Genomic DNA, 23,844 nt, shown 5'->3' on the forward strand with positions numbered 1-23,844 from the left:
TCTGTTAGCCTTGAGACAGAAACATCGTCGAAAGGCACTGCCGTGCTCCTTGCCCAGCAACTCAGGGTGGAAGGTCGTCATTACGATCTAGTACCCGCCCTGGATCTTGAGGCCTCCACCGGCTCACTGCTGCTCGCCGTCGGCGATATACAGCCGCAGCGCACCGCCTTGGCGCTCACCCTCAGCGCCCGAATGAAACCGAGCTCGGGCACCGTGAGCTGGGGACAGAGTTCTAAGCTGTCCCAGCTGCGTAAGCGCAGCGCGCTGATTGACTCCCCCGGCGTCAACGAGCCCGAACAGCACCTGAGCGTCAAGGATCTGGTGACCGAGGATCTAGCCCTGATCCCCCGCCGCTATCGCGGGATCCGGCACGCTGGCGATTGGCTCAAGGTCAACTCCTTCAAGGACATCGCCGACTCCCTGGCTGAGGAATTACCCTCCCAGCGCAGGCTGGAATTGCTCTGCACCCTGGCACTGGCCAACCCTGACGTCGATCTGCTGATCGTCGACTCCCCCGACCGGCACGGCCCGCATTCGCAGAATTGGCTGCCGCAGCTGGTCGCACTCGCTCAGGATAAGGGTCGCCCGCTCTGCATCGTCGCCACGGTATCCCAGCTCCCCGAAGAGTGGACCGGCAAAGCCGTCCGGATCGACAACCCCACCGAAGCTGCAGAGACCGAACCCGAACCAGCCGAAGCAACAGCAACAGCAGCCGAAGCAGAATCGCAGGAACTCTGATGACCGTCCTCCGTCTAGCGCTCTCCGAACTCAAGCGGATGACCAGTGGCATCCTGCCCAAGCTCTCCTTGATCGCCCTCATCTTGGTGCCTCTGCTCTACGGCGCCGTCTATCTCTATGCCAACTGGGACCCCTACAGCAATCTGGACCAGCTCAAGGCCGCCGTTGTGGTTAACGATCAGGGCAGCGTAGTGGATGGAAAGCCGGTCAAGGTGGGTGACGAGGTGGCTCAAAACCTGGTGGACAGCAAGACCTTCGACTGGGTGAAGGTCAGCTCGGACCAGGAAGCCGACGACGGCGTGGCCAACGGAACTTATTCTTTCGCCCTGAAGATCCCGCAGGAGTTCTCCGCCAACCTGGCCTCGCCATCGAATTTCGACTCGGCACAGCAAGCCATCCTGCAGGTCACCACCAATGATGCCAACGGCTACATCCTCTCCTCCATCGTGGACAAGGTGACCGCGCAGGTACACGACAGCGTGGCCCTGCAGGTCGGCGAAACAACCGCCAATCAATTACTCACCGGCTACGGCACGGTACACGCGCAGATCGTCAAAGCGGCCGACGGCGCCAGCCAGCTCGCCAGCGGAGCAAGCCAACTGCACAATGGGACGGCGAAGCTGCACCAGGGCAGTACCGAGCTCCAAAGCGGTGCAAATGAACTGGCTAGCGGACAAAAGCAGTTGGCGGATGGAGCCAGCCAGCTCTCCGCCGGAGCTAGCGAACTCTCCTCCGGGCTGAACCAGCTGCAGAGTAAGACCGCCGGACTACCGGGCTCAGCTCAGCAGCTCTCCGCGGGTGCCGCTCAAGTAGCCGCCGGGAACGCGAGCCTGAACACCAAGGTGCAATCCGCCGTCGGGAGTCTGGATCAGCTCAGCACTCAAGCAACTACCGCCGTTGGCTCCGTGCTGGACAAACTGGAGACGGATGGAGTGATCACAGCAGCGCAGCGGAGTTCTATTGGCAGCGCATTACAAACCGATGTGAACGGCGTGAAGAGCAAGATCGACGCCGATGCCGCGGATATTCAGAAACTCGCGGCCGGGTCGAAGTCGGTGGCCGACGGCGCCGCTACCCTGGCTGCCTCCACCCCGGCGCTGAGCAGCGCGATCAACCAGGCGAATGGCGGTGCCAGCCAGTTGGCTAGCGGCGCGGCCACGCTTTCCAGCTCCGAGCAGCAAGCGGTAGCTGGAACCGATAAGCTCGCGGCCGGCGCAAAGACCCTGGACGAAGGCGTCGGCACCCTGGATAGCAGCGCGGGAAAGCTGGCAGCCGGTGCAAAGACCCTGGCCGATCAGCTACACAAGGGAGCCGATCAAATCCCCAACCCGGATCAGGCCGCTAAGGAAAAGGCTTCTAAAGTGATCGCCGATCCAATAGCCGTGAACAATGTCGATCAAGCCAAGGCCGTCAACTACGGTTCTGGTCTGGCCCCGTTCTTCTTGGTGCTTTCCTTGTGGATCGGTGCGTTCATGCTGGTGCAGGCAATGCGCCCGCTTACTCAGCGCGCCCTAGCCTCGAATGCGCCTTCCTGGAAGGTGGCGCTCGGCGGCTGGCTGCCCTTCCTCACCGTCTCGGTCATCCAAGCCATAGTGCTCTACACCGTGGTGCTCTTCGGCTTGGGCCTGAATCCCAGCCACCCGGTGCTCACCCTGGGCTTGCTGCTGCTCGCCTCGATGGCTTTCACCGCACTGATTCAGGGCATCGTGGCTCTGCTGGGCACTCCCGGCAAGCTGGTGGTGCTGATCCTCCTGGTCTTGCAATTGGTCGCCTCCGGCGGCACCTTTCCCTGGCAAACCACCCCAGACCCGCTACACATCATGCACACCATTCTGCCGATGGGGCACGTTGTGGAAGGAATGCGGCATTTGATCTACGGGGCGGACTTGGCTCCGTTACTACCCATCGCCTTGGGCCTGGTGGGTTATACCCTGATAGGAATCCTGCTTTCCATCCTGGCCGTCCGCAAACGTAAGGTCTGGACCCTCAGCACCCTGCAACCGGAGATTTCAATATGAGTACCGAACCGCTCAAGCGCCCCGGGCGCACCAACGCCACCAAGCAGAAGCTCTTCGAAGCCTCAATGCAGCTAATTGGCGAGCGCGGCCCGGCGGAGGTCACGGTGGACGAAATAGCCGCCGCGGCCGGGGTTTCCAAGGGCACGGTTTACTACAATTTCGGCAGCAAGAGCGAGCTAATCGCACAACTGCTGGAACACGGCGTGAGCCTACTAGAAGAGCAGCTCACTCCGGACGATTCGCAGCCTTCCCTGGTAGCTCTGGAGGACATGCTGGCCAAGACTCTCGACTTTTTCGAGGCTTACCCTTCCTTCACCCAGTTGCTGGTCTCCGAGCTGTGGCGCACCCCCAGCGCCTGGCGGGACACCTTGACCATGCTCCGCGAGCGGCTGTTCTTGCTGGCCGGGCGAACCCTGACCCGGGTGGCTGAGGAACATCAGGTGCATACCGAGGTGCAGCCGCAGGCCATGGTGGGGTTGACCCTGGGGGCCGCCCTTATCGTCGGCCTGGATCGCCAGGTGTTCCACCCGGAGCGCAGCCGTGAAGAAGCCTTGGCGGCGCTGATGACGGTGATGACCGGTTACCTCAAGGACTGAACTTCTAACTCGCTGGGCTTCACCGGCACCGTTGGCTTCTTGAAGCGGACGACGGCGAACGCCACCCCGGCGAGTAAAAGCGCACCTCCCAGCAGCTCGGTAGAGCTCGGAACCTCGCGAAGCACGATCCAGGCCGAGGCCATCCCCACCACCGGGATCAGCAAGCTATAGGGGCCGACGGCGCTGGCCGGGTAGCGCCGGAGTAGATTGTTCCAAATGCCGTAGCCCACCAGGGAGGAAATCAGGGCGGTGTAGAGCGCGCCCAGAATGGCCGGCCAGTGCAGATTGCCCCATACCTCCCCCAGTGCGGCCGGCCCCTCGAAGAAGTAGGACAGCACGAACATTGGTACCGGCACCACGGTTCCGGACCAGATCACCATGCTTAGCCCCGAACTTGAAGCGGAAGATCTCCGCTGAACCCGACGAGTGATCACATTGCCGACGGCCCAGCAGGCTGCCGCCAGCAAGACCAGCAGGAAGGGCAGCACGGGAGCGACCTGGGCGCGGCCAAAACCGACAATGGCCAGGCCAAGGACACCCATTCCGATGCCAATCAGCTGGCCGCCACTGGGACGTTCCTTGAGTACCGCCATAGCGATCAAGGCAGTAAAGAGCACTTGGGCTTGTAAGACGAGCGGAGCTAAGCCCACCGGCATGCCCAGGCTGAGAGCCAAATAGAGGATGGCGAACTGCCCCAGGCTCGTGGTGAGACCGATCGCCACCACGGCTCGCCAACCGACCTTCGGTGGCTTGACGAAGAATATCCAGGGAAAGACGACCAATAAGAAGCGCAGAGCCAGCGAGAGCAATGGCGGAACATCCTGCAAGGTTGCGTTAATAGCCAGGAAGTTCACTCCCCAGATCACAGCCACCAGAACGGCCAGCAGAGCGTGTTTGAGTTGCATAAGTCCAAGCTTGGCAAAGAACTCCTTTAAGTAAAAGCAAACGTTTCGCCTCGAAATCATGTACTTTTACTTCATGATTGATGTGATGGCGGTACGCGCTCTAGTGGCCGTTTCCCAGTACGGTTCGGTGATCAGCGCGGCGGAGTCCCTGGGCTACAGCCCCTCCGCCATCTCCCAACAAATCAAGAAGCTAGAGAAGCAGGCTGGCGGCGCATTACTCGAAAGGCACGGCCGTGGCGTGTTGTTGACCGAACGCGGGCTCTCCATGTCCGAGCAGGGCCGCCGGGTGCTGGAGGAACTAGAAGGACTAGAAGTCACCCTAATGGCGGACCCGAGTAAGCCAAGCGGCCCGGTGCGGGTTAGTGCCTTCTCCACCTCCTGCCGCGGCCTGGTGGGCCCACTGATTCGCCGACTGGAGCAGCAAGGCTCCGAGATCCAGCTTCGGGTGATTGCCGAGGACCCCCGCGAATCGGTGGAAAGGGTGGCCAACGGCGAAGCAGATCTTGCCCTGGTGCACAACTGGAATTCCGTACCGCTGCCCATTCCGGAGCAATTACAAACCACCGATTTATGCGATGACCGCGCCGATGTATTGGTGCACCGAGAGCACCCCTTGGCGGGGCGCGGCAGCGTCTGCGCGGCAGATTTGTTGGATGAGTGGTGGATGGCTACCCCGGTGGGGATGATCTGCCACGAGGCGCTGATGCGAATGTTTGCCGAAATGGGCATCCTGCCTAAGATCCGACTTTTCGATGCCGATTTCAGCACCCATATTGGCCTCGTCGAGTTGGGTGTTGGCGTGGCATTAGTGCCCAGGCTGGGCAGGCCGGAGCTGCCGGCCGACGTCGTCGCCCTGGAACTGCGCGCCCCCGCTCAGAACCGTGAGGTAAAAATCGTCTATCGGCGCAGCCTGAGCGCCAGCCCGGCGATCAACCACCTGGTCGCCGAGCTCAAGGACATTGCTAAAGCCCTCTAACTCAAAGCACTGCAACGCTAGTTGGCAGGGTCAGCTAACGCGGGACGGCGAACCCGGTCAGCGTGGCGTCCTGACCATCGAGCTCAGCCCACGACGAGGCAGTACGGAAGGTAGCCAGCCCCGCAGTTGGGTAGCGCTCGGCAAGATCCAGATATGCCTCCGGATCCGAGTCGCGGGCCGCCAAGCGCAGGGCTAGCTCCTGCACAGTGGGCAGATGTGAAATCACCAGCAGCGAAGTCACCGTCTCCGGAACATGGTTGATCAGCGCGAGCATCCTCAGCGGACCCCCGTCGTAAAGGTCATCCTCCAGCTTGGGCGTGGGCGCGGCCTCCGCCAACTCTTTGCAGACCCAGGTACAGGTCTGCCGAGTACGCAGCGCGGAGGAACACAGGATGAAATCCGGCACCGCATCGTTTTCGACTAGCCAACGCCCGGCCAAAGCCGCCTGCAGATGGCCTCGCGCCGCGAGCGGGCGGTCGTGATCGCTCTCCACCGCTGAACTCGGATATTCAGCTTTGGCGTGGCGCATCAAGGTCAGCTGCTTGAGGTGATGCAAGCTCATTCGGCCAGTCTAAGGGATCGAAGCTCTAAGACTGGCCGCGAAAAACAGCCTAGATGGAGTATTCCGGAGCCGCCCAGACAATAACCTCGGGGTGCTCATAGAACCGGTAGCCCTCGCCGCGCACGGTGCGCACGGTGTTGGCCAGCCGCCCCAGCTTGGAGCGCAGGCGGCGGATATGAACGTCGATGGTGCGCTCATTGGGCACCTCTTCGGCGTTGCTCCACAATCCTTCGAGCAGCTCCTCACGGCCCACCGTCCGGGTGCCGTTCTCCACCAAGTAATTCAGTAGTTCGAATTCCTTGAAGGTCAGATTCAGCGTCTCGCCGTCCAGGTGTACTTCGCGCCGAGCCAAATCGATTAGCACACCGGCCGGACGGCTGTCCGAAAGGTTATGCGGCCTGGTATCCACCCGCTGGCGGGACGCCACGGTGGGATCACCAAAAGTGGAGCGGACGACGTCAAGCGAAGTCCCGGGTGCATCGGCGGCGGCAATGGCGACGGCCGCATAGCTTTGCGCCGGCGGCACAAGCGACTGCACATAGGCTCGGATGTCCTGCGCCAGCTTGGCCAGGGAGGTCCCATTGGCTGCTGCGGTCTCCTCATCCACGCCTACATAGAGCACGAAGCCGTGTGCCACATTGTCCTGGCCAACTCCGCGGACGGTAGAACCGCTACCGGCGATAAGAGCCGTGGGCGCGGTCATCGGGGCTGTGGGGCGGCTGGGTACTGCGTGCAGCGGCTGGTGACGCTGTTCTTCCGGATGGGCCGAAGCCTGGCTCCCGTGTTGGAAGGGAGGAATGCCGGAACGAGAAACCTTATTAGCGTTGCGGACTGAAATATGCACATAACCGGGTGCTATTGACATCTGTGAACCTCATTGTGAATTGCCGTTGCTGATGTGAACGGCTCGAATGCCTGATCTCGCTGAGTTGTATCGCGAGGGATGCCCGTCATTGGGCTGACCTGACTGGTCGACGCCTAAAAAACTCTTCGGATGGGAGCTAGGCCTGCATTCGACAACAGCACATTACGTGACCGAGCGTTGCTTCGGACCGTATAGCTGCGGCTGCAGATGCGCTTGAGTGGATCTTCACATATGAAGTGTGCAACGTAATAAATGGAACTTGCAAGTAACAATGCCCCAAAACGTCCGCATTTTGAGACAAAACCGGAGAATGTGACTCAAATCACATTTAACATCTCTGATGAACTTAATTCGTTGATTCATCAAATTAACGATGTTGAACACCTCTTTCGCTTAAGAATCAATTTGAGATTAGTTATACATTCGATGATCGGGGTAAATCGTCTTCCAAATTGACGTTTGACGGGACCGTTAGGGGTGCGGAGGTCGTTCCGAGTGACCAATAGTTGGACGCCCCTGGGGTTGCGAAGGGGCACCGGGTGCGACCTCCACTCCTCGGGCACTTGCTGGCCACCGCCGTCGTTCTTCAGGTAGCAGGCTTGAGTCGGTATTTGCTAGCTGAGGTATTCACAGCTTCCACAGCGGATGTTCAGCTAACTTCAAGGCAAAATATATCGATCTGTCAGAAAGTTGGATTATGGCTACTACCCGAAACTTCACCGAGAATCTGCCCAAGCTGAACCATCCCGATGGTTCGCCGATTCGAGCCCTGGTAGTCGACGACGAGCCTTCGCTGGCCGAACTGATGTCGATGGGGCTACAGATGGCAGGCTGGGACACCGAAGTGGCTCACGACGGTGCCACCGCCGTGAAGATCGCCCGTGAGTACCGGCCTGACGTCCTGGTGCTGGACATTATGCTGCCCGGCTTCGACGGCGTTGAGCTGCTCGGCAAGATCCGCAGCTTCGCCCCCGATATCCCGGCACTCTTCCTCACCGCCAAGGACGCGGTACAGGACCGAGTGGCCGGCCTGACCGCCGGTGGCGACGACTACGTCACCAAGCCTTTCAGCATGGAAGAAGTGCTGCTGCGCTTGCACCGGATTGTGCAGCGCGCCGGAGTGACAGCCGTGGACGCGGCAGAGATCCGGGTGGGCGATTTGGTGCTCAACCATGACACCCGTCAGGTGATGCGCGGTTCCGATGAAGTCACCCTTACCGCCACCGAGTTCGAGCTGCTGCGTTATCTCATGGAGAACCCGAAGCGCGTGATCAGTAAAACTCAGATCCTAGACCGGGTCTGGAATTACGATTTCGGTGGTCAGGTGAACATTGTGGAGCTCTACATCTCTTACCTGCGCAAGAAGATCGAGGCGAATCACCCGCCGATGATCCACACCGTGCGCGGCGCGGGCTACATCCTCAAACCGGCCGAGCAGTGAGCAAAACGACGCCTGTTGGATCGTCAACCGCGTCGGCACCCGCTCCGAAGTCGGCGAGCCGCAGGCAGCTTCCGGAGTGGTTGAAGTTCTCGCAGTGGAGCCTGCGCTCCAAGATGGTGATGGCAACGCTCGCGCTGCTAACCGCGATCTGCTTCATCGTGGGCTTGGTTTGTTTTGCCTCGATGAGCGTGGTGTTGAACGGCAGGCTAAAAGAGACACTGCTGAACACCTCGCGGCAGGTGACCACCTACGTTGCCAGCGGCAACACCAATCCAGCCACTTACCCCGGGGTGGGCTACGGGACCCTGATCGCCCAAGTGAAGGGCGGGGTTCTGCTGACGCAGCCCACTCTTGTATCCAATGTGGTGGGCAGCAAGAACGTGGAAGCTTCCGATATCAGCACCATCGCTTCCGTCGAACCCACCGACGGACAGGTGGACAAACATCTTTCCTTCGGAGATTACCGCTTCATTGCCGTACCGCTCTCGGACGGGACGACAGTCATTACCGGCATCCCCACCGATGATGTAAACGACCCCCTCGCCACATTAATCTCCACCATCATCCTGGTCTCTGCTTCCGGCTTGCTGGCCATGGGCTTGGTGGGCACCGTGATCATTCGGCGAGCGATGGCCCCGCTCAATCAGCTTTCTGCCGTTGCCACCCGGGTTTCCCAGCTGCCGCTCAACGAAGGTGAGGTGACGCTGGCGGAGCGGGTGCCGTCGTCGGCCGCAAATCACAATACCGAGGTGGGTGCTGTGGGCTTGGCGCTCAACCGAATGCTGGACAATGTGGCGCAAGCCCTGCAGGCCAGGCAGCGAAGCGAGACCAAGGTCCGCCAGTTCGTCGCCGATGCCAGCCACGAGTTGCGCACCCCGCTGACCGCCATCCGTGGCTACACCGAGATGCTCAGAATGACCGAGGATCTCAGCCCTTCGGGGGAGAAATCACTCTCCAGGGTGGAATCACAGTCCAAGCGGATGGGGGCGATGGTGGAGGATCTGCTTACCCTAGCCCGGCTGGACGAGGGCAAGCCGCTAGAGCTTGCAGACACCGAGATGACCCAACTGGTGCTGGAGACTGTCAACGATATGAAGGTGGCGATCGGTGATCACCGCTGGCAGCTTGACCTGCCCAGTGACCCCTTTATCATCAAGGCCGACGCCGGGGCGATCCGCCAGGTGCTGCTCAACTTGCTCTCCAATGCGGCAAAGCACACCGATGCTGGAACCGTTGTGGTCACTAGCTTGCGCAATGTGGAGAACAATATGCTGCGACTGAGCGTGCGGGATAGCGGGCCAGGAATCGCACCGGAGTTCCAAGCAGATATTTTCGATCGCTTCTCGCGAGCGGATGTCGCCCGTTCCGGCCACGATGGCACCACTGGCCTGGGCTTATCGATTGTGCACGCCATTGTGCAAGCGCACGGTGGCAAGATCACGCTGAAATCCGAGCCCGGGCATACCGAGTTCATGGTCGATCTGCCCCGCGGCATAGCTCCGACGCCCCAGGGTTAGTTCTAGGCCGCTTGCTTCGGAGCGAGCGGGCCGATTCCTTGCAAGCAGGTCCCATCGAGTTGTTCTTCTCTGTGGGTTCTGGCAAGTGGATCCCACTGAGCTCCCGTTCTCGGCGGGATCCACTTGCGCAATTGCAGAGGGCTCAAGTGGGGGTTGAATGGCTTCACCCCGGGATCTACCCGTCCGTTGAGGCGGGCAGCCCGAGATTAGGCGCGAACTCGATGCGGCAGAATCGAGCCGAGTTGCTGCCGCAGACTATTGTGATTGCGTTTGTTCAAAACCAAAAGCGCCGCAGCCCCGGCCAACAGTGCGGCCACCCCTCCCGCGATCAAGGACCAGCGCGGCCCGAAGAGGGTGCCAATCCAACCCACCAAAGGAGCCCCAATGGGGGTTCCACCCTGCACCACCACCATGTAGACGGCCAGCACTCGACCGCGCATTATTGGATCCGTGGTGAGTTGGACCGTGGTGTTGCAAACGTTCAAAAAGGTCATCGCGGAGAGCCCAATAGGAATCAACGCGAGTGCGAATAGCCAGTAACTCGGCGCCATGGCGCCAATAATCGTGAAGAAACCCGTGGCCAGCGCACCGCCAACCACATAGGCCATCCGCACCCCCTTGCGGCGAGCGGCTAGCAAGGTAGCGGAGAGAGTACCCACCGCCATCACTGTGCCTAGCAGGCCGTACTCCCCCGGTCCCAGGCCAAAGACCGAAGTGGCCATCAGCGCGTTGGTGATCTGGAAATTCATGGTCAGGGTGGCCACCAAACCGACTAGCACCATGATCATCATTAGGTCCGGACGCTGCCCGATGTAATGTAAGCCCTCCCTGATCTGCCCCTTGCCGCGTGGTGCCCGGGCCGTCGGGTGCAATTCGTTGACCCGCATTTTGGCCAGTGAGATAATCACCCCTGCGAAGCTGGCGGCATTGATCAGGAAGGCCGGCCCGGTGCCGATCCAGGCGATCAGCAAACCCGCCAAGCCGGGGCCAGCGAGCCGGGCAAGATTGAAGGAGGTGGCATTGAGTGCGACGGCGTTCGGCACGTCACCGGCTTCAACTACCTCGGAGACGAAGGCTTGCCGGGGTGGCGCGTCAATCGCGCTACCGACGCCCAACAGGAGAGCCAGCAGGTAAACATGCCACAACTGCACGGTATTGGTGACCACAAGTAAGCCCAATACCAAGGCACAGAAGCCCATCGCCGATTGAGTCATGAGGAGCAGTTTGCGTTTGGAGTACCGGTCCCCCAGCAGACCCGCCCATGGTCCCAGGACCAGGATCGGCAAGAACTGCAGACCCGTGGTGATTCCGACGGCGGTCCCGGATTGATGGGTCAGAACGGTCAGTACCAGCCAATCCTGTGCGACGCGCTGCATCCAGGTGCCAATATTCGATACCAGCGCTCCTGTCACCCAGAGCCGGTAGTTGAAGACCTTCAGCGCCCTAAACACCTATTTTGCACTCATTCTCTGTAGTATCCCCGCTGCTTCCCGCAGCACTTTCCGTTCTTCGGTGCTGAGCCCTGCGAGCCGACGCTCCAGCCACTCAGTTCTGCGTTGCCTAGTGTCGCGAAGCACCTCGCTGCCAGCGTCCGTAAGCTCCACCAGCACCTGACGCCCGTCACTGGGATCTGCCTGCCGACGGACCAACCCTTCACGTTCGAGCGAGTTGACCAGTCTGGTCATGGACGGCGCCTGAACATGCTCCCAGTCCGCAAGCTGGCGGAGGGTCTGTTGCCCCCCGGACAGAATAGAAAGCACGGTGAATTGCCCCGGGGTAACGCTCTCACTGGTGGCCTCGGTGCGCAGCCTGCGTGAGGTGCGCATCACCGCCATTCTGAGCTCCACGGCAAGTGGCGCGCTCTTCTTTCGTTGTTCCACATACTTAGCATAGGTCATTACCTTTGCTAAGTAAATATTAAATAGTGTGGCGGCTATCTCTTAAAGATCACGGACCGTTACCAAAATGTGACTAATCGGCGAGATTCCGGTATCGTTGAATGATTGCCGCGCAGCAGTGCGGCAACTCCCGGAGGATAGCCGAGCTATGCCACCACCGGGTGCATACAGCAATTCCGGCAGAGACGGGGGAACCACTTTCGGCCACGCAGTACTGGTGGCCTTGGGGTGAAGCCCTGCAGCACAGGGCCGGCTTTCTCAGCCGAATCCGACAGCTCACCTCGCAGGCAAAAGAGAGGCATTATTCGTGGCTAGTAAAGCCAAAAGTTCGGGGCGTCATAGCGCGCGCCACGCTGCTGCCCCCGAGGCAGCAAGCACGCTCGAGCAGAACTCCAGAGTCTCCGGACGCCGTCGTGCAGCGCCGCAGAAATCCACTTTCGGCTACCTCCTGGAAGCCGCACCGAAGCTGCCGCTAAAGCGCGTGGCAGCGGTCGCCGTCGCCGGGGTGCTCATTGCCGGAGTAAGTGCCTCTCAGCAAGCTGCAACGCCCACCATTACCCCAGTGGCCGATAAAACCGCTGCTGAAACCATCTCCGCGGCCCCCGACGCCGCGGTGAGCTTCACCCGGGTTGCCACTAGCTCCCAGATCGACAAGAGCACTCAGAAAACCAACGCTGCCTCTTCCGAGATCAAGACCATTAATGATCCAGAAGCAGCGCAAGCCTTCGCCGCCAGTAAGCTTTCCGGTTTCGGCTGGGGGCAGGATCAAATGAGCTGCCTGACACAGCTCTGGAATCGTGAGTCCAGCTGGCAGACCACGGCGGAGAACCCTTCCAGCCTGGCCTACGGCATTGCCCAATCCCTGCCCGCGGAGAAGATGGCGAGCACGGGCGCTGATTATCGGACCAACTACAAAACCCAGATCATCTGGGGGTTGGGTTACATCGAGGAACGCTACGGATCCCCTTGCGGGGCCTGGGGACATTCCCAGGCCACCGGCTGGTACTGAGGTTTAGTAGAGAGTCTTCTGACTCTTGAAGTTGTAGTACTCGGTTGATGGCTTAAGCCAGATAAACACCAGGGCAACCACCGAGACAAGCGAGGTCAGAATGCCAAGAACCAGCCCGCTGACGAAAATGGTCTGAGTGAGCAATCCGGAGATAACGGTATAAAGTCCGCCGATGATGCTGAATGCGGCAAAGACAGTGGAGAGCACACGCGCCCACTTCTTACCCGCGTTGTTGGCGAAAGCCATCCAGATCCACAAACCGGTGCCGACCACTAGACCGAAGATCCCACCAAAATAGCCACCGATTTGTGCTCCCGATTTCGCGGCTTCGTATTGTGTGCCGCTCATTCCGGAGATGGGTGGACGGGATACCACCAGCTCTGTCACAGCAGGAACCTCAAAGAGCGTAAAAATCCCGCCAATCAGAGCCAACGCGGCACCGACATACATCAGGATAACGGCATTCTTAATGCTCGAGGGACGCTCAACCGGAGCGGTCTGCGGCATCGCAGCACCATAGCCATTACTCGAATAACCGGGGTATTGCGGAGCCTGCGGTGGCTGCTGACCGAACTGGCCGGGCTGCTGGCCATAGCCTGGCACTTGCTGACCATACTGGGGAGCCTGCGGCGCCTGCGGTTGCTGGCCATACTGCGGTGCTGGCTGACCGTATTGAGGTGCCTGCGGTGGGCCCGCGGGCGCCGGATTCGGATTGGGGTTAGCTTGATTTGGGTCTTGGTTTGAACCCTGATTCGGGGGCAACGGTGGGTTGCTCGGAGGCTGAAATTGATCCATGTGTAGAGCCTAGTCCACCGCCGTGAGCCCAGGCCCTAGAACCGCAATTCGTATCTCTGAAACAATTTCCCGGTCACTTCGTGGGGTTCCGGTTTGCCCACTTCTAACCAACCGAGCTTCTGATAGAGCCGCCGCGCTCCAGAGTTTCCGGTGAGAACCCTTAAGTCGAGTGCTCGGTCGCCGCTCTCTCGCCGGAACCTGGTCAGTTCCTGCAGAAGAGCCCGCCCAACGCCGCGGCCCTGGGCGCGGGGACGGGTGCCGATCAGCGCCAGGTGAGTGCCGTCGTCGGCCGGTTCATGAGGTACCGCGAGCGCAAAGCCGGTCAGACCCAACTCATCCTCGGTGACCAGAAACGCATTGACGGCACCGAGGAATTTCAGCCGGGCACGCTCCAGCTGGATATGAAGTTGGCTGGGATCAACCTCAGCCCCATCGCGGGCACGCACGGTCTCCGCCCATAGCTCAAGACATGGCTCAATATCGGCGGCGGTACCTAAGCGCACTGCGGCAGGTTTAGCCGACCACGCCATAGAGGCGGTCTCCGGCGTCGCCAAGACCGGGAACAATATAAGACTTCTCATTGAGTCCCTCGTCCACGGAGGCGAGCACGATGGTGACGTTTGCGCCCTCATGCTGCTGGCGCAGAGCCTCAATGCCTTCGGGAGCACCGAGCAAACAAATGCAAGTGATATCCATGGCACCGCGGTCGAAGAGGAACTTAATGGCCTCCTTCAGGGTGCCACCGGTGGCGAGCATCGGGTCCAGAACATAAACCTGTCGTCCGGTCAGATCGTCCGGAAGCCGCTCGGCATAGGTGATCGCCTCAAGGGTCTCCTCATTCCGAGCCATTCCCAGGAAGCCAACCTCCGCGGTGGGGAGCAGTCGAGTCATCCCCTCCAGCATGCCTAGCCCGGCACGCAGGATCGGCACCACAAGAGGGGTGGGTTTGACCAGTCCGGTGCCGACGGTGGTGGTGACCGGAGTTTCGATCTCCACCTCCTCGACCCGTACTTCCCGAGTAGCTTCATAGGCCAGCAGGGTCACCAATTCCTCGGTGAGCAGCCGGAAAACCGGTGAAGGGGTATTTTTGTCCCGCAGGACAGTGAGCTTATGGGCCACCAAGGGGTGGTCGACAACCAGAACACGCATAGCTAAAAGCTACCATTGAGTGATGGCTACCGACGCTGAGCTCGAATCCTGGATGGGGCTTGCCCTCGCGGAAGCCAGGGCAGCCTTGAGCACCCAGGACGTGCCCATCGGCGCGGTGGTGCTTGACGCCTCCGGGCATGTGATCGGAACCGGCCGGAACCGCAGGGAGGCCGACGGCGACCCCACCGCTCACGCTGAGGTGCTCGCCATCCGCGCGGCTGCTTGGGCGCTGGGCACCTGGCGACTAGATAACTGCACCTTAGTGATCACCTTAGAGCCCTGCGCAATGTGTGCGGGAGCCATTGTGCTGGCCCGAATTCCCCGGGTGGTTTTCGGCGCCTGGGATGAAAAGGCTGGGGCCTCGGGTTCGGTTTTTGATGTGCTGCGTGAGCGCAGGCTGAATCATTGGGTGGAGGTCACCTCTGGGATTCGTCAGCAGGAATGCGCCGGGCTGCTCCGGGATTTCTTCCAGGCTCAGCGCTCCACCGAACCCTATTAATGGCTACGAACACCTGTGTCCCTGGGGTCATGGGCGTCCCTGGCGCGTAGCCTGCGCAGCATCCTGCCGTCATCAAACCCCACCGCCAGAGCGGCCGCCTGCATGGTACTGCCGTGTTGGATCAGCGATTGCGCTTCCTCCAGGCGTAGGAGCTGTTGATACCGCAAGGGAGTTAGCCCAATGGCCTGGCCAAAGGCTCGGCTGAGGGTCCGCGCACTGACGCCAACCGCCGTCGCAATCTCCGCGAGCTGTAGCCGCTCCCGGAATCGTTCATCCAGTAGATCCTGAGCCAGGTGAACAACATCGATCAAATGCGCCCGGTGCCGCAGAATGCCACTCAGTTGTGGCGCGTTCCCATTCCGGCGGGTGTACATCACCATCCCCCTAGCCACCCGGGCAGCCATCGCTGGCCCCTCCTGCTGCGCCACAATGTGCAGCGCTAAATCGATTCCACTGGCAATACCCGCGGAAGTCAGAATACCCTCATCCTCAGTAAAGAGCACGTCGGAGACCACACGCGCCTGCGGAAAGCGCAGAGCCAGTTCGTTCTGAAGTTGGTGATGAGTGGTGCAGTGCCTGCCATCGAGTAGACCGGCGAGTCCCAGCGAGAAGGCACCGGAGCAGACGCTGGCCACCCGGCCACCTACTGCATAGTGGTTCTGGAGCCGGCCGAGCGAATCCTCGCCTAGCCTGGCCGCCGTCGCGAGCGTAGCCGCCCTGCCACCCGGAACCAGAATGATGTCCTCCGGCTTGAGTTCCGGCCATTCAGTCGCCGGAGCCAACGGTAGCCCTTGCGCCGAGGCTAGCGGGGCTTCCCCATCGGCCACGAAGTGCAGTGAGAAATCTGCCCCCAGCCGGGCGGCATCGCCAAAAACCTGAGCCGGGCCAGCCACGTCGAGCAAGTGCACCTCGGCCATTAGAGGAATAGCAATAGCGGTCATATCCGGTCACACCTCCTGCACCGAAGTCTAGGCTGATGCCGGGACATTTGGCGGCTCAGCCGGCAAGCACCTCGTCCACCGTGCGGATCACCGCGAACCGCCGCGCCAGGGCGTAGCAGGTCCGCTGAATAATGCTCTCCGCGTCCAAGGTAAGCGGATCGGCCAGGATCTCCTTCAGGCTGCGTCCCGCAGGGGCACTCCAGTGTTCAATGGGTTCGGTGGCGGTGGCATCGACCACGAACTCCACCGAGTAGCCAAGGTCGCTTCCCAGCCGTGCCGTAGTCTCGCAGCACTGCTCGGTCCGGATGCCACAAATCTGCAACTCGTCAATGCCCTGGCTCACCAGGTATTGCTGCAGGCCGGTGGTGGTGAAGGCATTGTGCGAGGTCTTAGTGAAGAGCACCTCCCCGGCCGCCGGTTCTAGCCCCTCAATCGGGTGGGTGAAGCCGAGCTCTGGATCAAAAACCCCGCCGCTACCAGGCTCAGAATGAATAATCCAGATCACCGCATCGCCCTTTGCTCGGGCATGGTCAACGAGCCTGGCCACCTGCTCTGCTATCTCCGGGTTGGAGGCAGCCGACCAACTTTCGCGTTGTCGGAAGGATTCTTGGACGTCAATGACGAGGAGTGCTTTCATACCTCCAGGCTATGAGCGTGCGCGGGCCCAGGAAAGGGCTATCCGAGACTGGAAGCGGACGGATCTGGCCAACCAGTTTTGTCGGCGTTTAGAGTGGTCAACGCTTAGTTTAATCAGCCCTGAGCAGCGCGCAGCGCGTCAATCCGTTTCTGCCGCGAGGCCGGAGAGTCCAGGCTGAAGGAGCGGAAGTCACCCAGGTCCTGGCGAATATAAGCCTCAACCTCAGAAACTCGCTTGGATACCGCGGCAGTGGGCTTTTTGAAGGTCCAAGCCACCACTTCCTCCTGACCCGGATCGTACTGCCACAAACCAATGATCTGGCCGCGGTCCACGATCGGGTGATCGGGTAGATCGGCGGTTAGAGCCAGCGACTTCTCTCCCAATACCGAGCGGTCCCGGTCCTCCTCGGCCAGGAAATCGCTTGCATTGCGTTTGAGCAGGAACAAACCGTCTGTTCCGGCTAGGAGTTGGATCTGCTCATCCTCGGGAGCCTTGAAATCCTGATAGGCATCGTGATCACCGGGCAGCATCCAGACGCCGTCGTTCTCCACTGCCGCGACATCGGCGAGAGCCGCCTTGCTCTGCGCGACGGTGAAGGCGGTAAACCACTGGCTCTGCTTGAGGGTGGCACCACCGGTCCAATGCAGATACTTCTCCATCACCTTGGCTCGCGCCTGCTGATCGCTCAAACCACTCGGCTCCAGGCCCCAGGCTTGGTAGGCATATCGTTGCTGATCGAGCCGCCCATTGACCGGAACGCGCCGGATTCTGCCATCGGCTTGTAAAAGCCCCAGGGCGGTGGGCAGGGTTGTGGAGGCGCCCTTCTTCTTGCCCTCTTCGCCCAGGCTGCGCACCGCATCGCCGAGGGAATTCTTGAGGTCCTTGGGGTCCAGTGGGCCTCGCTCTTGGAGAACGGCGAGCGTCTGCTCCGCCAAGGAGTCAACCTCAGCCTGCTCCACCCCCAGCCGGTGTAGGACCTTCACCGTTGCCTCGGCAGCACCGGTGCCTAGTTGGAGCGCCCACGGGAAATCTTCGGCGCCAAGAACGTACGTGCAGCCACGAACCACCGGGAGTTCATGAATGCTGGCCTGTGCGACGTCGGCATCCACCTGGTCTCGACGCAAACCGGCCCGCGCGAACAGGCTCAGATAGGGATTGGCACCGCCGACCGAACGCACCCAGCCGGTTTCAGCCAGCATGGCTGCAGAGTCTTTGCCCGCCTGCGAGCCATCCAAGCCCTGCCGGTGCCACGCCCAGGCCCACTGCTTTGCGTTCGTCATAGCCACATTGTGCCATTCGGCTGGCCCCTTTTGGGCCAAAGAGCGCCAGTGAAGTAGAGTGTTTGGGTTGGTGACGTGTCCGAGCGGCCGAAGGTGCAACACTCGAAATGTTGTTTAGGTGAGAGCCTAACGTGGGTTCAAATCCCACCGTCACCGCGACAGAAGGGCCCCTGCTTTCTTTATAAGAAAAGCTGGGGCCCTTTGCTTAGCCAAAACGGAATCCGCATCCTCATTCTTTGCCATAGCTCTGTTCTTTCAACAAAGGCCAAAACCTCCTTTTCGAGATTTCCAAGAACTCCACACAGAGCAAAGTGGTACCATATTCAGTACGACTTGGAGGGCGCTATGGCAATAACAGCGAGCGAAGCTCGACGCGATCTTTTTGGCCTCATCGAGCGCGTCAATCTCGATCACACCGAGATCGAGATCATGTCCAAGCGCGGATCTGCCGTGCTGATGTCAAAGGACGAATACGACGCGCTGGTGGAAACGAGCTATCTGCTGCGCTCGCCCAAAAATGCACAACGCCTGCTTTCAGCCCTCGAATCATCCCGTGAGGGTCAAGTTGTAGAGCATGAACTCATAGAACCTTGAGTGGGCGCACTCTCACCTGGACAGCCGAAGGCTGGGAAGATTATCTGTATTGGCAGAGCCAGGACCGTAAAACTCTCAAGCGAATCAATACCCTCATCGACGATACGCTTCTGGATGATCCTTTCGACGGAATCGGAAAACCAGAGCCATTGAAGCACGCCTTAGCTGGGGCGTGGTCTCGTAGAATCGACGAAAGCAATAGGCTTGTTTACATTGCTGACGATCATTGTGTGACGATCTTACAAGCCCGTTATTACTACTGACCGCATGCGACCTTGCCTGGCTACGGCAACGATATCCAAGCTGCCGAAAGCCTCCCTCACGGTATCCCCGAGATTGACTTCGTGAGAACCACCAACAAAAAGAAGCGCCGCCCCTAAGGGACGGCGCTTCTTTTAGCTAACGATCAAACGGACCTAGTGTGCCCGACGGCGAGCTAGGAGCATTACTCCACCCACCAGCAGAGCCAGAGCAGCGATCCCGAGAATCGGCAGCACACCATTCGCACCGGTGTAGGCCAATTCCTCGCCAGTCGCCGTAGTCGAAACGGTCGGCACAGTCGAGGCACCGGCAGGCGGTGTGGTGCCCGACGGCGCGGCTACCGGAGCACTGCTGCTGGGAGCAGGCGAAGTGCTGGTCGGTGCCGGCGTTTCGGGCGTAGCGGTCGGTGCCGGCGTTTTTGGCGTCACCGTAACCGTCGGCGTCGGCGTGGCAGTCGTCGGAGTCGGAGTCGGAGTCGGCGTAGCGGTCGTCGGAGTCGGCGTCGGCGTCGGCGTCACAAGCGGCTTGTCGTCGCCACTGGCATTGCCACCCGAAGCGTAGCGGGGCACCTGGGACACCGTCGGCGAGGTGACTCCATCAACGGTCACATTGGCCGTGTTGGTGTAGGCAGCCAGGCTCGGATCGGTGACCGTGCTGACGTAGGTGACCGAGACCATCTGGCCGGCCGGAACCGGCTGGATGGTGGCTGAGAAGGTCGTCCCTGTGCAAGAGGCCACAGTAAGGCTTCCAGCGGGCAAGGCGGCCCAGCTGCTCGCGTCACCCGTCGCGTTGAAACCAGTGGAAACCTGCGCGGCGAGCGAGGTGCAGTCATTCTGCTGCCCAGCACCCTGAGTGTCCTCGAAAAGCGCGGTGTTATACGGGCCTATCGGAGACGAAATGGTCCAACGGATCCGGTCGGTTGGCACCACTGAGCCATTTCCGGCAGCGTCGATCCAGTAACCGTACTTATGTGGCTTGGTTTGATCCACCGGAGTGCCTGCACTCGGCGTAACAGTGGTGGTCCCAGCCACGCCAAAGTCGAGGGTGATCGGCTGACCAGGAGTAACGACTTCATTGAACTGAGTCTCGAAGCTCGCACTGCCCTTGACGTTGACGTGAGTTTCAACAAAATCCGTCAGCGTGAAAACCACCTCGCCGTTCACAACTTGCGCCGTTGCAACGAGGTTTCCGGAGGCATCTTTGATATCAAAAGATGTGGTCAATGCCATCAGCTCCGGAGGCAGGGTCAACGAGAATGTATCTCCCGCATTGGATCCGTCCGGAATTGCCCAGTCGACAGCAACATTGATTGGATCGTATTGTGCTGGGTTTTGCGGGGTCACGGTCACCTTGGTGATAGCGCCCGGAATATCAGCTGCCTGAGCGGGTGCCGCAAGCGCGGTCAACCCCAGAAATGCAAGCAGAGCCGCAAGCAGCAAAACGGCAAAAGAAAAGGGCCCTTTATAAGAGCCCTGGAAGAAGGTATGGCTAATTTTTTTCATACTTGTGTCCCCCAAGACAACAAATTTTTACACTTAACCTGAGTACAGCGTACATAGCATTGAATAGCTATTCTGCCTACGGTAGCTCATTAAACATTTAAACCATAATTTTGAAGCCTGCCTGGAAGGTTCCTGAGGATCTTCCAGGAGTATTCTCCCTATCAGCGGAACAATTCAGCGGAGCCATATCGTGGGGTGCCCTGAATATCCAATGGCCAAGGAGGGACATGAGCTTCGCAGTTTTGGCACTCGTCATGGCCCTAGGCTTGTTTGGCCCGCTACTGGCCACGCCACGGCGCTGGCAAATACCGGTGGTGATCGGTGAGCTACTCGCCGGACTATTAATCGGCCGTACCGGTTTCAACGTAGTTGACTCAGCTGATCCAACTTTCAGCCTGCTGGGAAATATCGGCTTCGCCCTCATTATGTTCGTGGCTGGAACCCATGTCCCCTTACGCAATACTCAACTCCGCTCCGCATTAGCGAAGGGGGCCGGACGCGCGGTCGCGGTCGCGGCGCTTTCCGTCGCGTTCGCCGTCGTAATAGCACTGAGCTTCAGCATCCTGCACGCCCCGCTCTACGCCGTACTCATTGCCTCCTCTTCCGCGGCTTTAGTGCTGCCGATCATCGAATCCAGCCACCTCGACGGACCCGAGGTGCTCGCACTAACCGCCCAGGTGGCTATTGCCGATGCCGCCGCCATCATTGCGCTCCCGCTTGCCATCGACCCGCCCCGGGCCGGAATAGCAGCACTGGGCGTTCTGGTGATTGCAGGCTGCGCCGCACTGCTCTTCGTACTGATGCGGAGCACGGAGCGGAGCGGCCTGCGCAGCAGGGTCCGAGCTTTCTCCGAGCAACGCAAATTTGCCCTGGAACTCCGCCTGCAATTGATCGTGCTCTTTGCCCTGGCCGCTTTGGCGATGTTCAGTCAGGTTTCCATCATGCTGGCTGGCTTTTCTTTCGGGCTGGCCGTCTCCGCAGTTGGCCAACCGCGGCGCCTAGCGCGCCAACTTTTCGCCATCACAGAAGGCTTCTTTGGCCCGGTGTTTTTCCTTTGGATTGGCGCCTCCTTGAACCTCCGTGAGCTACTGGACCACCCTCCGATGATCCTGCTCGGATTGGCGCTGGGCGTGGCCGCAATCCTGAGCCACCTGGCCATCCGGGCGCTGGGCTTGCCATGGCCGCTGGGCATCCTCTCCGCAGCCCAATTAGGAGTCCCGGTGGCAGCCGTTGCGATCTCCACTCAATCCGGTTTACTACTGCCGGGCGAGGCCAGCGCCCTCATCCTGGGCAGTCTGCTGACAATCGCCGCCAGCTCATTGCTCGCGCACTTTCCATCATCCGTGCACGGAAAGCCAAGAGCACGAAGCGAAGACAAGTAAACTTGGCTCGGGAACATCGGCGAAAGGATAGGCATGAGGACCGTGGTGCCCTTTCGCCTGCTCCGCAGTTCAATGCTGGCCCTGACCACTCTTTCTCTTGCGGCTGGAGCACACACCGCAGGCGGTGGAAGCCTCCCGGAACCTATCCTGCTTCTGGCGCTGGCGGCTTTCACCCTGATGGGTTCCATGTTGGCTTGCCGGTGGAAACTCACGACGCCGGTCATCTTGGCGCTGCTTTCCGGCAGCCAGTTAGCGCTGCATCTGGGTTTTGAGTTTCTCTCCGCAAACCCGATGTCAGATGCCATGCAATCGACTCTCCAAACAGCCACCGAACATGGGCACCAGCACGGTACGACCATGGTGCACTACTTCCCGCAGGCAATGCCCGCCCATAATTCGGACAGCCCGGGAATGCTGATCGCCCACCTGGTGGCAATAGCCCTCACCGGCTTACTGTTGTCCCGCGGTGAGGCAGCGTTGTGGGCGCTGGCGGATTGGCTTCGACCGCTTTTCCAACTCACCGCTCCCTCCGCATTGCCGACCCCGTTTCGGCTGCGCTGGAGTGATCGCCCGGTGGAGCGCGCCGTTCCACAGCGTTACTTGAATGCACAGCGCTGGCGCGGGCCGCCGTCGTCCCGGATCTCCATCTCTCTCTGAGACCTAAACCGGAGCACGGCAGTACTGCCGTGCAAACAGACGAAAGCTAAAAATGAAAAAGACCCCTTCTTTGCGCGCGCCCAAAAAAGCCGTACGCATTTCGGCCACTATTGCTCTCGGTACAGCAGCCCTGATGGCGCTGGGCCTTGCCAGTGCCTCGGCGCACGTCAGCGTTGATGCCTCCTCAACCTCGGCAAACTCCTACTCCTTGCTCACCTTCAGCGTGCCGCACGGCTGTGACGGTTCGGCAACCACGAAGATCGCGATCTCCCTTCCGGAGAGCATCGATGACGCCACCCCCACGGTGAACCCGAACTGGACAGTCGCGAAGGTGACCGAAAAACTCGCTCAACCGAAGACCCTGGAGAACGGGAGCAAGGTCACCGAACGAACCAGCCAGATTGTTTATACGGCTAAAACGCCCCTTGACCCGGAACTGCGCGACACCCTGGTGCTCTCACTCCAGCTCCCGGACGGCAGCGGCACCCAACTCAATTTCCCGGTTTTACAGAGCTGCGTGAAGGGACAGACGAATTGGGCCACCGTGGTGCCGGCCGGTCAGGACGATGAAGCCGTCCAAGATCCGGCTCCCGCGATCACCCTGACAGCTGCCACCGACCCGGCCAGTGCGAACCCGGCGAACGCCTCCGGCACTACGGAGAGCAAGGCGGACGACGGCGGCTCACAACTTCCGGGATGGCTCGGCTTGGCGGCGGGGGTACTTGGCCTGCTGCTAGGTGGTTTTGCGCTGTTCCGCACCCGTAAACAGGGCTCTTAAGCCTCGGTCGGGGGTGGCTGGCTGGAGGGATATCTGGCTAGCCACCCCAACTGAGTAAGGTGACGAATCGGCGTCAATCTGCTTTTCCGCCGCTTGGCTGATTGACTCGGGCAGCTAAGCGGGCGAGGGTGTTTCTATGCCGCATTTAAACTCTTCCCCCCGTCAGCGGAATCTTCTCGTCGTCGGTGTCGCCCTGCTCGGCACCCTCGCTCTGGCCAGTTGCGCACCCAGTTCGCCCACCGCCTCCTCCAGCGACACCGCGAGCAGCACCTCTCCGGAGAGCACCAGCACGGAGAGCAGCACCCCCAGCCAGTCAACGTCGACCAGCACCCCGACTTCCTCCGGCTCAATGACCCCGAGCAATCCCACAACTCCGGTACTGTGCACCGCGGCCCTGCTCAGCGGTTCTATCGATGAGAGCGGTGGCGCGGGAGCGGGCAGCATCTATTTGAAGCTGGTGGTTAAGAACAAATCAGCCAAACCCTGCACCATCAACGGCTATCCCGGGGTATCGCTGGTGGGAAATAATAACGGAACCCAGTTGGGCGCGGCCGCCGATCGCGATCCGGCAGATCCCTCGCAAGGAGCCGTTCTACTGGCTCCGGGGGCTTCCGCTGCCGCCCAATTGCAGTACACCCACGCCGAGAATTACGGTGCCAGCTGCGGCCTAAGCTCAGCCGATGGTTTCCGGGTCTATCCACCTAGTGCCACGGATGCGCTTTACATTGCTCATCCGCTCAAGGCTTGCACGCAGAAGGACGTGGTGTTGCTACACATCGGAACCTTCAAGAAGGCCTGATTCCTGCCCCCTTGGCCAACTGTCGGAGCGGTAGGCAATGATGGT

At 60.3% G+C, this 23,844-nt stretch carries 27 protein-coding genes, 1 tRNA gene and 1 riboswitch; of the genes, 15 read left to right on the plus strand and 13 right to left on the minus strand.

Translation table 11 applies throughout. From position 1 onward, the window contains the following. Positions 1 to 66: 66 nt before the first annotated feature. Genes FHU41_RS10090 through FHU41_RS10100 form a run of 3 tightly spaced genes read left to right on the plus strand, consistent with a single transcriptional unit; the run spans position 67 to position 3,352 of the window. Positions 67 to 738, plus strand: a complete 672-nt coding sequence (locus tag FHU41_RS10090; RefSeq protein ID WP_425503297.1) for an ABC transporter ATP-binding protein — start codon at positions 67 to 69, stop codon at positions 736 to 738. Continuing rightward, positions 738 to 2,756, plus strand: a complete 2,019-nt coding sequence (locus FHU41_RS10095; RefSeq protein WP_179389545.1) for a YhgE/Pip domain-containing protein — start codon at positions 738 to 740, stop codon at positions 2,754 to 2,756. Before FHU41_RS10090 ends, FHU41_RS10095 begins: the two co-directional genes overlap by 1 nt. Beyond that, positions 2,753 to 3,352, plus strand: coding sequence for a TetR/AcrR family transcriptional regulator (locus tag FHU41_RS10100; RefSeq protein WP_246279594.1), 600 nt, complete (start codon positions 2,753 to 2,755; stop codon positions 3,350 to 3,352). The genes FHU41_RS10095 and FHU41_RS10100 overlap by 4 nt, the downstream gene beginning before the upstream one ends. Here FHU41_RS10100 and FHU41_RS10105 read toward each other — a convergent pair. Then, complete coding sequence (locus tag FHU41_RS10105) at positions 3,337 to 4,257, minus strand: EamA family transporter (protein ID WP_179389546.1); 921 nt, start codon at positions 4,255 to 4,257, stop codon at positions 3,337 to 3,339. The two genes, FHU41_RS10100 and FHU41_RS10105, sit on opposite strands and share 16 nt — an antisense overlap. 58 nt (positions 4,258 to 4,315) lie before the next feature. On the opposite strand from FHU41_RS10105, the gene FHU41_RS10110 reads away from it, so the two are divergent. After that, entirely contained in the window at positions 4,316 to 5,233 is a 918-nt protein-coding gene (locus FHU41_RS10110; RefSeq protein WP_246279595.1) for a LysR family transcriptional regulator, read from the plus strand. Positions 5,234 to 5,267: 34 nt separating this feature from the next. Here FHU41_RS10110 and FHU41_RS10115 read toward each other — a convergent pair whose 3' ends face one another. Then, positions 5,268 to 5,795, minus strand: coding sequence for a SixA phosphatase family protein (locus FHU41_RS10115; RefSeq protein ID WP_179389547.1), 528 nt, complete (start codon positions 5,793 to 5,795; stop codon positions 5,268 to 5,270). Between the two features lie 49 nt (positions 5,796 to 5,844). Next, a complete protein-coding gene (locus tag FHU41_RS10120; RefSeq protein WP_425503326.1) occupies positions 5,845 to 6,498 on the minus strand; it encodes a winged helix-turn-helix domain-containing protein in 654 nt (217 codons plus the stop codon). 859 nt (positions 6,499 to 7,357) lie between these two features. Between FHU41_RS10120 and FHU41_RS10125 the strand changes: the two genes are divergently transcribed. Together FHU41_RS10125 and FHU41_RS10130 are read left to right on the plus strand one after the other, a co-directional pair. After that, positions 7,358 to 8,101, plus strand: a complete 744-nt coding sequence (locus tag FHU41_RS10125; RefSeq protein WP_179389549.1) for a response regulator transcription factor — start codon at positions 7,358 to 7,360, stop codon at positions 8,099 to 8,101. After that, complete coding sequence (locus tag FHU41_RS10130) at positions 8,098 to 9,618, plus strand: sensor histidine kinase (protein ID WP_343046303.1); 1,521 nt, start codon at positions 8,098 to 8,100, stop codon at positions 9,616 to 9,618. The genes FHU41_RS10125 and FHU41_RS10130 overlap by 4 nt, the downstream gene beginning before the upstream one ends. A 206-nt stretch (positions 9,619 to 9,824) precedes the next feature. Here FHU41_RS10130 and FHU41_RS10135 read toward each other — a convergent pair whose 3' ends face one another. Continuing rightward, a complete protein-coding gene (locus tag FHU41_RS10135; protein WP_179389550.1) occupies positions 9,825 to 11,069 on the minus strand; it encodes an MFS transporter in 1,245 nt (414 codons plus the stop codon). Further along, positions 11,070 to 11,516: a MarR family winged helix-turn-helix transcriptional regulator gene (locus FHU41_RS10140; protein ID WP_179389551.1), complete on the minus strand. Its 447-nt coding sequence runs from the start codon at positions 11,514 to 11,516 to the stop codon at positions 11,070 to 11,072. Positions 11,517 to 11,675: 159 nt separating this feature from the next. Then, positions 11,676 to 11,821: riboswitch (cyclic di-AMP (ydaO/yuaA leader) on the plus strand. Positions 11,822 to 11,823: 2 nt separating this feature from the next. On the opposite strand from FHU41_RS10140, the gene FHU41_RS15400 reads away from it, so the two are divergent. Next, complete coding sequence (locus FHU41_RS15400; RefSeq protein WP_343046304.1) at positions 11,824 to 12,525, plus strand: aggregation-promoting factor C-terminal-like domain-containing protein; 702 nt, start codon at positions 11,824 to 11,826, stop codon at positions 12,523 to 12,525. Between the two features lie 3 nt (positions 12,526 to 12,528). Here the strand turns inward: FHU41_RS15400 and FHU41_RS10150 are convergent, their stop codons facing one another. Genes FHU41_RS10150 through upp form a run of 3 tightly spaced genes read right to left on the minus strand, consistent with a single transcriptional unit; the run spans position 12,529 to position 14,469 of the window. Further along, positions 12,529 to 13,320, minus strand: coding sequence for a hypothetical protein (locus tag FHU41_RS10150; RefSeq protein WP_179389552.1), 792 nt, complete (start codon positions 13,318 to 13,320; stop codon positions 12,529 to 12,531). Positions 13,321 to 13,355: 35 nt separating this feature from the next. Further along, entirely contained in the window at positions 13,356 to 13,850 is a 495-nt protein-coding gene (locus FHU41_RS10155) for a GNAT family N-acetyltransferase (RefSeq protein ID WP_179389553.1), read from the minus strand. Continuing rightward, positions 13,834 to 14,469 carry a uracil phosphoribosyltransferase gene (gene upp / locus FHU41_RS10160; protein WP_179389554.1) on the minus strand — a complete coding sequence of 212 codons (636 nt, stop codon included), beginning with the start codon at positions 14,467 to 14,469 and terminating at the stop codon, positions 13,834 to 13,836. Before upp ends, FHU41_RS10155 begins: the two co-directional genes overlap by 17 nt. A 22-nt stretch (positions 14,470 to 14,491) precedes the next feature. Here upp and tadA point away from each other — a divergent pair, with 22 nt between their 5' ends. Beyond that, positions 14,492 to 14,968, plus strand: a complete 477-nt coding sequence (gene tadA / locus FHU41_RS10165; protein ID WP_179389555.1) for a tRNA adenosine(34) deaminase TadA — start codon at positions 14,492 to 14,494, stop codon at positions 14,966 to 14,968. On the opposite strand, the gene FHU41_RS10170 is transcribed toward tadA, so the two are convergent. The 3 genes from FHU41_RS10170 to FHU41_RS10180 all read right to left on the minus strand — a co-directional run bounded on the left by FHU41_RS10170 (position 14,965) and on the right by FHU41_RS10180 (position 17,826). After that, positions 14,965 to 15,909, minus strand: a complete 945-nt coding sequence (locus FHU41_RS10170; RefSeq protein ID WP_179389556.1) for a GlxA family transcriptional regulator — start codon at positions 15,907 to 15,909, stop codon at positions 14,965 to 14,967. The two genes, tadA and FHU41_RS10170, sit on opposite strands and share 4 nt — an antisense overlap. Before the next feature lie 55 nt (positions 15,910 to 15,964). Next, complete coding sequence (locus FHU41_RS10175; protein WP_179389557.1) at positions 15,965 to 16,546, minus strand: cysteine hydrolase family protein; 582 nt, start codon at positions 16,544 to 16,546, stop codon at positions 15,965 to 15,967. A 113-nt stretch (positions 16,547 to 16,659) separates the two neighbouring features. Continuing rightward, entirely contained in the window at positions 16,660 to 17,826 is a 1,167-nt protein-coding gene (locus FHU41_RS10180) for a DNA glycosylase AlkZ-like family protein (RefSeq protein ID WP_179389558.1), read from the minus strand. 69 nt (positions 17,827 to 17,895) lie between these two features. Between FHU41_RS10180 and FHU41_RS10185 the strand changes: the two genes are divergently transcribed. The 3 genes from FHU41_RS10185 to FHU41_RS10195 all read left to right on the plus strand — a co-directional run bounded on the left by FHU41_RS10185 (position 17,896) and on the right by FHU41_RS10195 (position 18,683). Then, positions 17,896 to 17,982: transfer RNA gene (locus FHU41_RS10185), tRNA-Ser, on the plus strand. Positions 17,983 to 18,171: 189 nt separating this feature from the next. Then, on the plus strand, positions 18,172 to 18,420 hold the full coding sequence (locus tag FHU41_RS10190; protein ID WP_179389559.1) for a type II toxin-antitoxin system Phd/YefM family antitoxin: 249 nt from the start codon (positions 18,172 to 18,174) through the stop codon (positions 18,418 to 18,420). Further along, positions 18,417 to 18,683 carry a Txe/YoeB family addiction module toxin gene (locus tag FHU41_RS10195; RefSeq protein WP_179389560.1) on the plus strand — a complete coding sequence of 89 codons (267 nt, stop codon included), beginning with the start codon at positions 18,417 to 18,419 and terminating at the stop codon, positions 18,681 to 18,683. The genes FHU41_RS10190 and FHU41_RS10195 overlap by 4 nt, the downstream gene beginning before the upstream one ends. A 153-nt stretch (positions 18,684 to 18,836) precedes the next feature. Here FHU41_RS10195 and FHU41_RS10200 read toward each other — a convergent pair whose 3' ends face one another. After that, positions 18,837 to 20,183, minus strand: coding sequence for an Ig-like domain-containing protein (locus tag FHU41_RS10200; protein ID WP_179389561.1), 1,347 nt, complete (start codon positions 20,181 to 20,183; stop codon positions 18,837 to 18,839). A gap of 227 nt (positions 20,184 to 20,410) precedes the next feature. Here FHU41_RS10200 and FHU41_RS10205 point away from each other — a divergent pair, with 227 nt between their 5' ends. Genes FHU41_RS10205 through FHU41_RS10215 form a run of 3 tightly spaced genes read left to right on the plus strand, consistent with a single transcriptional unit; the run spans position 20,411 to position 23,000 of the window. Beyond that, complete coding sequence (locus FHU41_RS10205) at positions 20,411 to 21,565, plus strand: cation:proton antiporter (RefSeq protein WP_179389562.1); 1,155 nt, start codon at positions 20,411 to 20,413, stop codon at positions 21,563 to 21,565. Between the two features lie 33 nt (positions 21,566 to 21,598). Next, positions 21,599 to 22,222, plus strand: coding sequence for a hypothetical protein (locus FHU41_RS10210; protein ID WP_179389563.1), 624 nt, complete (start codon positions 21,599 to 21,601; stop codon positions 22,220 to 22,222). A gap of 52 nt (positions 22,223 to 22,274) precedes the next feature. Next, positions 22,275 to 23,000 carry a YcnI family copper-binding membrane protein gene (locus FHU41_RS10215; RefSeq protein WP_179389564.1) on the plus strand — a complete coding sequence of 242 codons (726 nt, stop codon included), beginning with the start codon at positions 22,275 to 22,277 and terminating at the stop codon, positions 22,998 to 23,000. 162 nt (positions 23,001 to 23,162) lie between these two features. Here the strand turns inward: FHU41_RS10215 and FHU41_RS10220 are convergent, their stop codons facing one another. Next, positions 23,163 to 23,330: a hypothetical protein gene (locus tag FHU41_RS10220; protein ID WP_179389565.1), complete on the minus strand. Its 168-nt coding sequence runs from the start codon at positions 23,328 to 23,330 to the stop codon at positions 23,163 to 23,165. A 19-nt stretch (positions 23,331 to 23,349) separates the two neighbouring features. On the opposite strand from FHU41_RS10220, the gene FHU41_RS10225 reads away from it, so the two are divergent. Then, on the plus strand, positions 23,350 to 23,799 hold the full coding sequence (locus FHU41_RS10225; RefSeq protein ID WP_179389566.1) for a DUF4232 domain-containing protein: 450 nt from the start codon (positions 23,350 to 23,352) through the stop codon (positions 23,797 to 23,799). Positions 23,800 to 23,844: the final 45 nt, after the last annotated feature.

Origin of the sequence: Psychromicrobium silvestre, from assembly GCF_013408295.1 — a bacterium.
Classification (GTDB): domain Bacteria; phylum Actinomycetota; class Actinomycetes; order Actinomycetales; family Micrococcaceae; genus Renibacterium; species Renibacterium silvestre.

Coding starts and splice junctions, on each gene's coding strand:
- FHU41_RS10115 (WP_179389547.1), bottom strand. CDS start 5,795: ATGAGCTTGCATCACCTCAAGCAGCTGACCTTGATGCGCCACGCCAAA.
- FHU41_RS10100 (WP_246279594.1), top strand. CDS start 2,753: ATGAGTACCGAACCGCTCAAGCGCCCCGGGCGCACCAACGCCACCAAG.
- FHU41_RS10110 (WP_246279595.1), top strand. CDS start 4,316: ATGTACTTTTACTTCATGATTGATGTGATGGCGGTACGCGCTCTAGTG.
- FHU41_RS10155 (WP_179389553.1), bottom strand. CDS start 13,850: ATGGCGTGGTCGGCTAAACCTGCCGCAGTGCGCTTAGGTACCGCCGCC.
- FHU41_RS10180 (WP_179389558.1), bottom strand. CDS start 17,826: ATGACGAACGCAAAGCAGTGGGCCTGGGCGTGGCACCGGCAGGGCTTG.
- FHU41_RS10170 (WP_179389556.1), bottom strand. CDS start 15,909: ATGACCGCTATTGCTATTCCTCTAATGGCCGAGGTGCACTTGCTCGAC.
- tadA (WP_179389555.1), top strand. CDS start 14,492: ATGGCTACCGACGCTGAGCTCGAATCCTGGATGGGGCTTGCCCTCGCG.
- FHU41_RS10095 (WP_179389545.1), top strand. CDS start 738: ATGACCGTCCTCCGTCTAGCGCTCTCCGAACTCAAGCGGATGACCAGT.
- FHU41_RS10215 (WP_179389564.1), top strand. CDS start 22,275: ATGAAAAAGACCCCTTCTTTGCGCGCGCCCAAAAAAGCCGTACGCATT.
- FHU41_RS10210 (WP_179389563.1), top strand. CDS start 21,599: ATGAGGACCGTGGTGCCCTTTCGCCTGCTCCGCAGTTCAATGCTGGCC.
- FHU41_RS10140 (WP_179389551.1), bottom strand. CDS start 11,516: ATGACCTATGCTAAGTATGTGGAACAACGAAAGAAGAGCGCGCCACTT.
- FHU41_RS10120 (WP_425503326.1), bottom strand. CDS start 6,498: ATGACCGCGCCCACGGCTCTTATCGCCGGTAGCGGTTCTACCGTCCGC.
- FHU41_RS10175 (WP_179389557.1), bottom strand. CDS start 16,546: ATGAAAGCACTCCTCGTCATTGACGTCCAAGAATCCTTCCGACAACGC.
- FHU41_RS10150 (WP_179389552.1), bottom strand. CDS start 13,320: ATGGATCAATTTCAGCCTCCGAGCAACCCACCGTTGCCCCCGAATCAG.
- FHU41_RS10190 (WP_179389559.1), top strand. CDS start 18,172: ATGGCAATAACAGCGAGCGAAGCTCGACGCGATCTTTTTGGCCTCATC.
- FHU41_RS10105 (WP_179389546.1), bottom strand. CDS start 4,257: ATGCAACTCAAACACGCTCTGCTGGCCGTTCTGGTGGCTGTGATCTGG.
- FHU41_RS10200 (WP_179389561.1), bottom strand. CDS start 20,183: ATGAAAAAAATTAGCCATACCTTCTTCCAGGGCTCTTATAAAGGGCCC.
- upp (WP_179389554.1), bottom strand. CDS start 14,469: ATGCGTGTTCTGGTTGTCGACCACCCCTTGGTGGCCCATAAGCTCACT.
- FHU41_RS10125 (WP_179389549.1), top strand. CDS start 7,358: ATGGCTACTACCCGAAACTTCACCGAGAATCTGCCCAAGCTGAACCAT.
- FHU41_RS10205 (WP_179389562.1), top strand. CDS start 20,411: ATGAGCTTCGCAGTTTTGGCACTCGTCATGGCCCTAGGCTTGTTTGGC.
- FHU41_RS10225 (WP_179389566.1), top strand. CDS start 23,350: ATGACCCCGAGCAATCCCACAACTCCGGTACTGTGCACCGCGGCCCTG.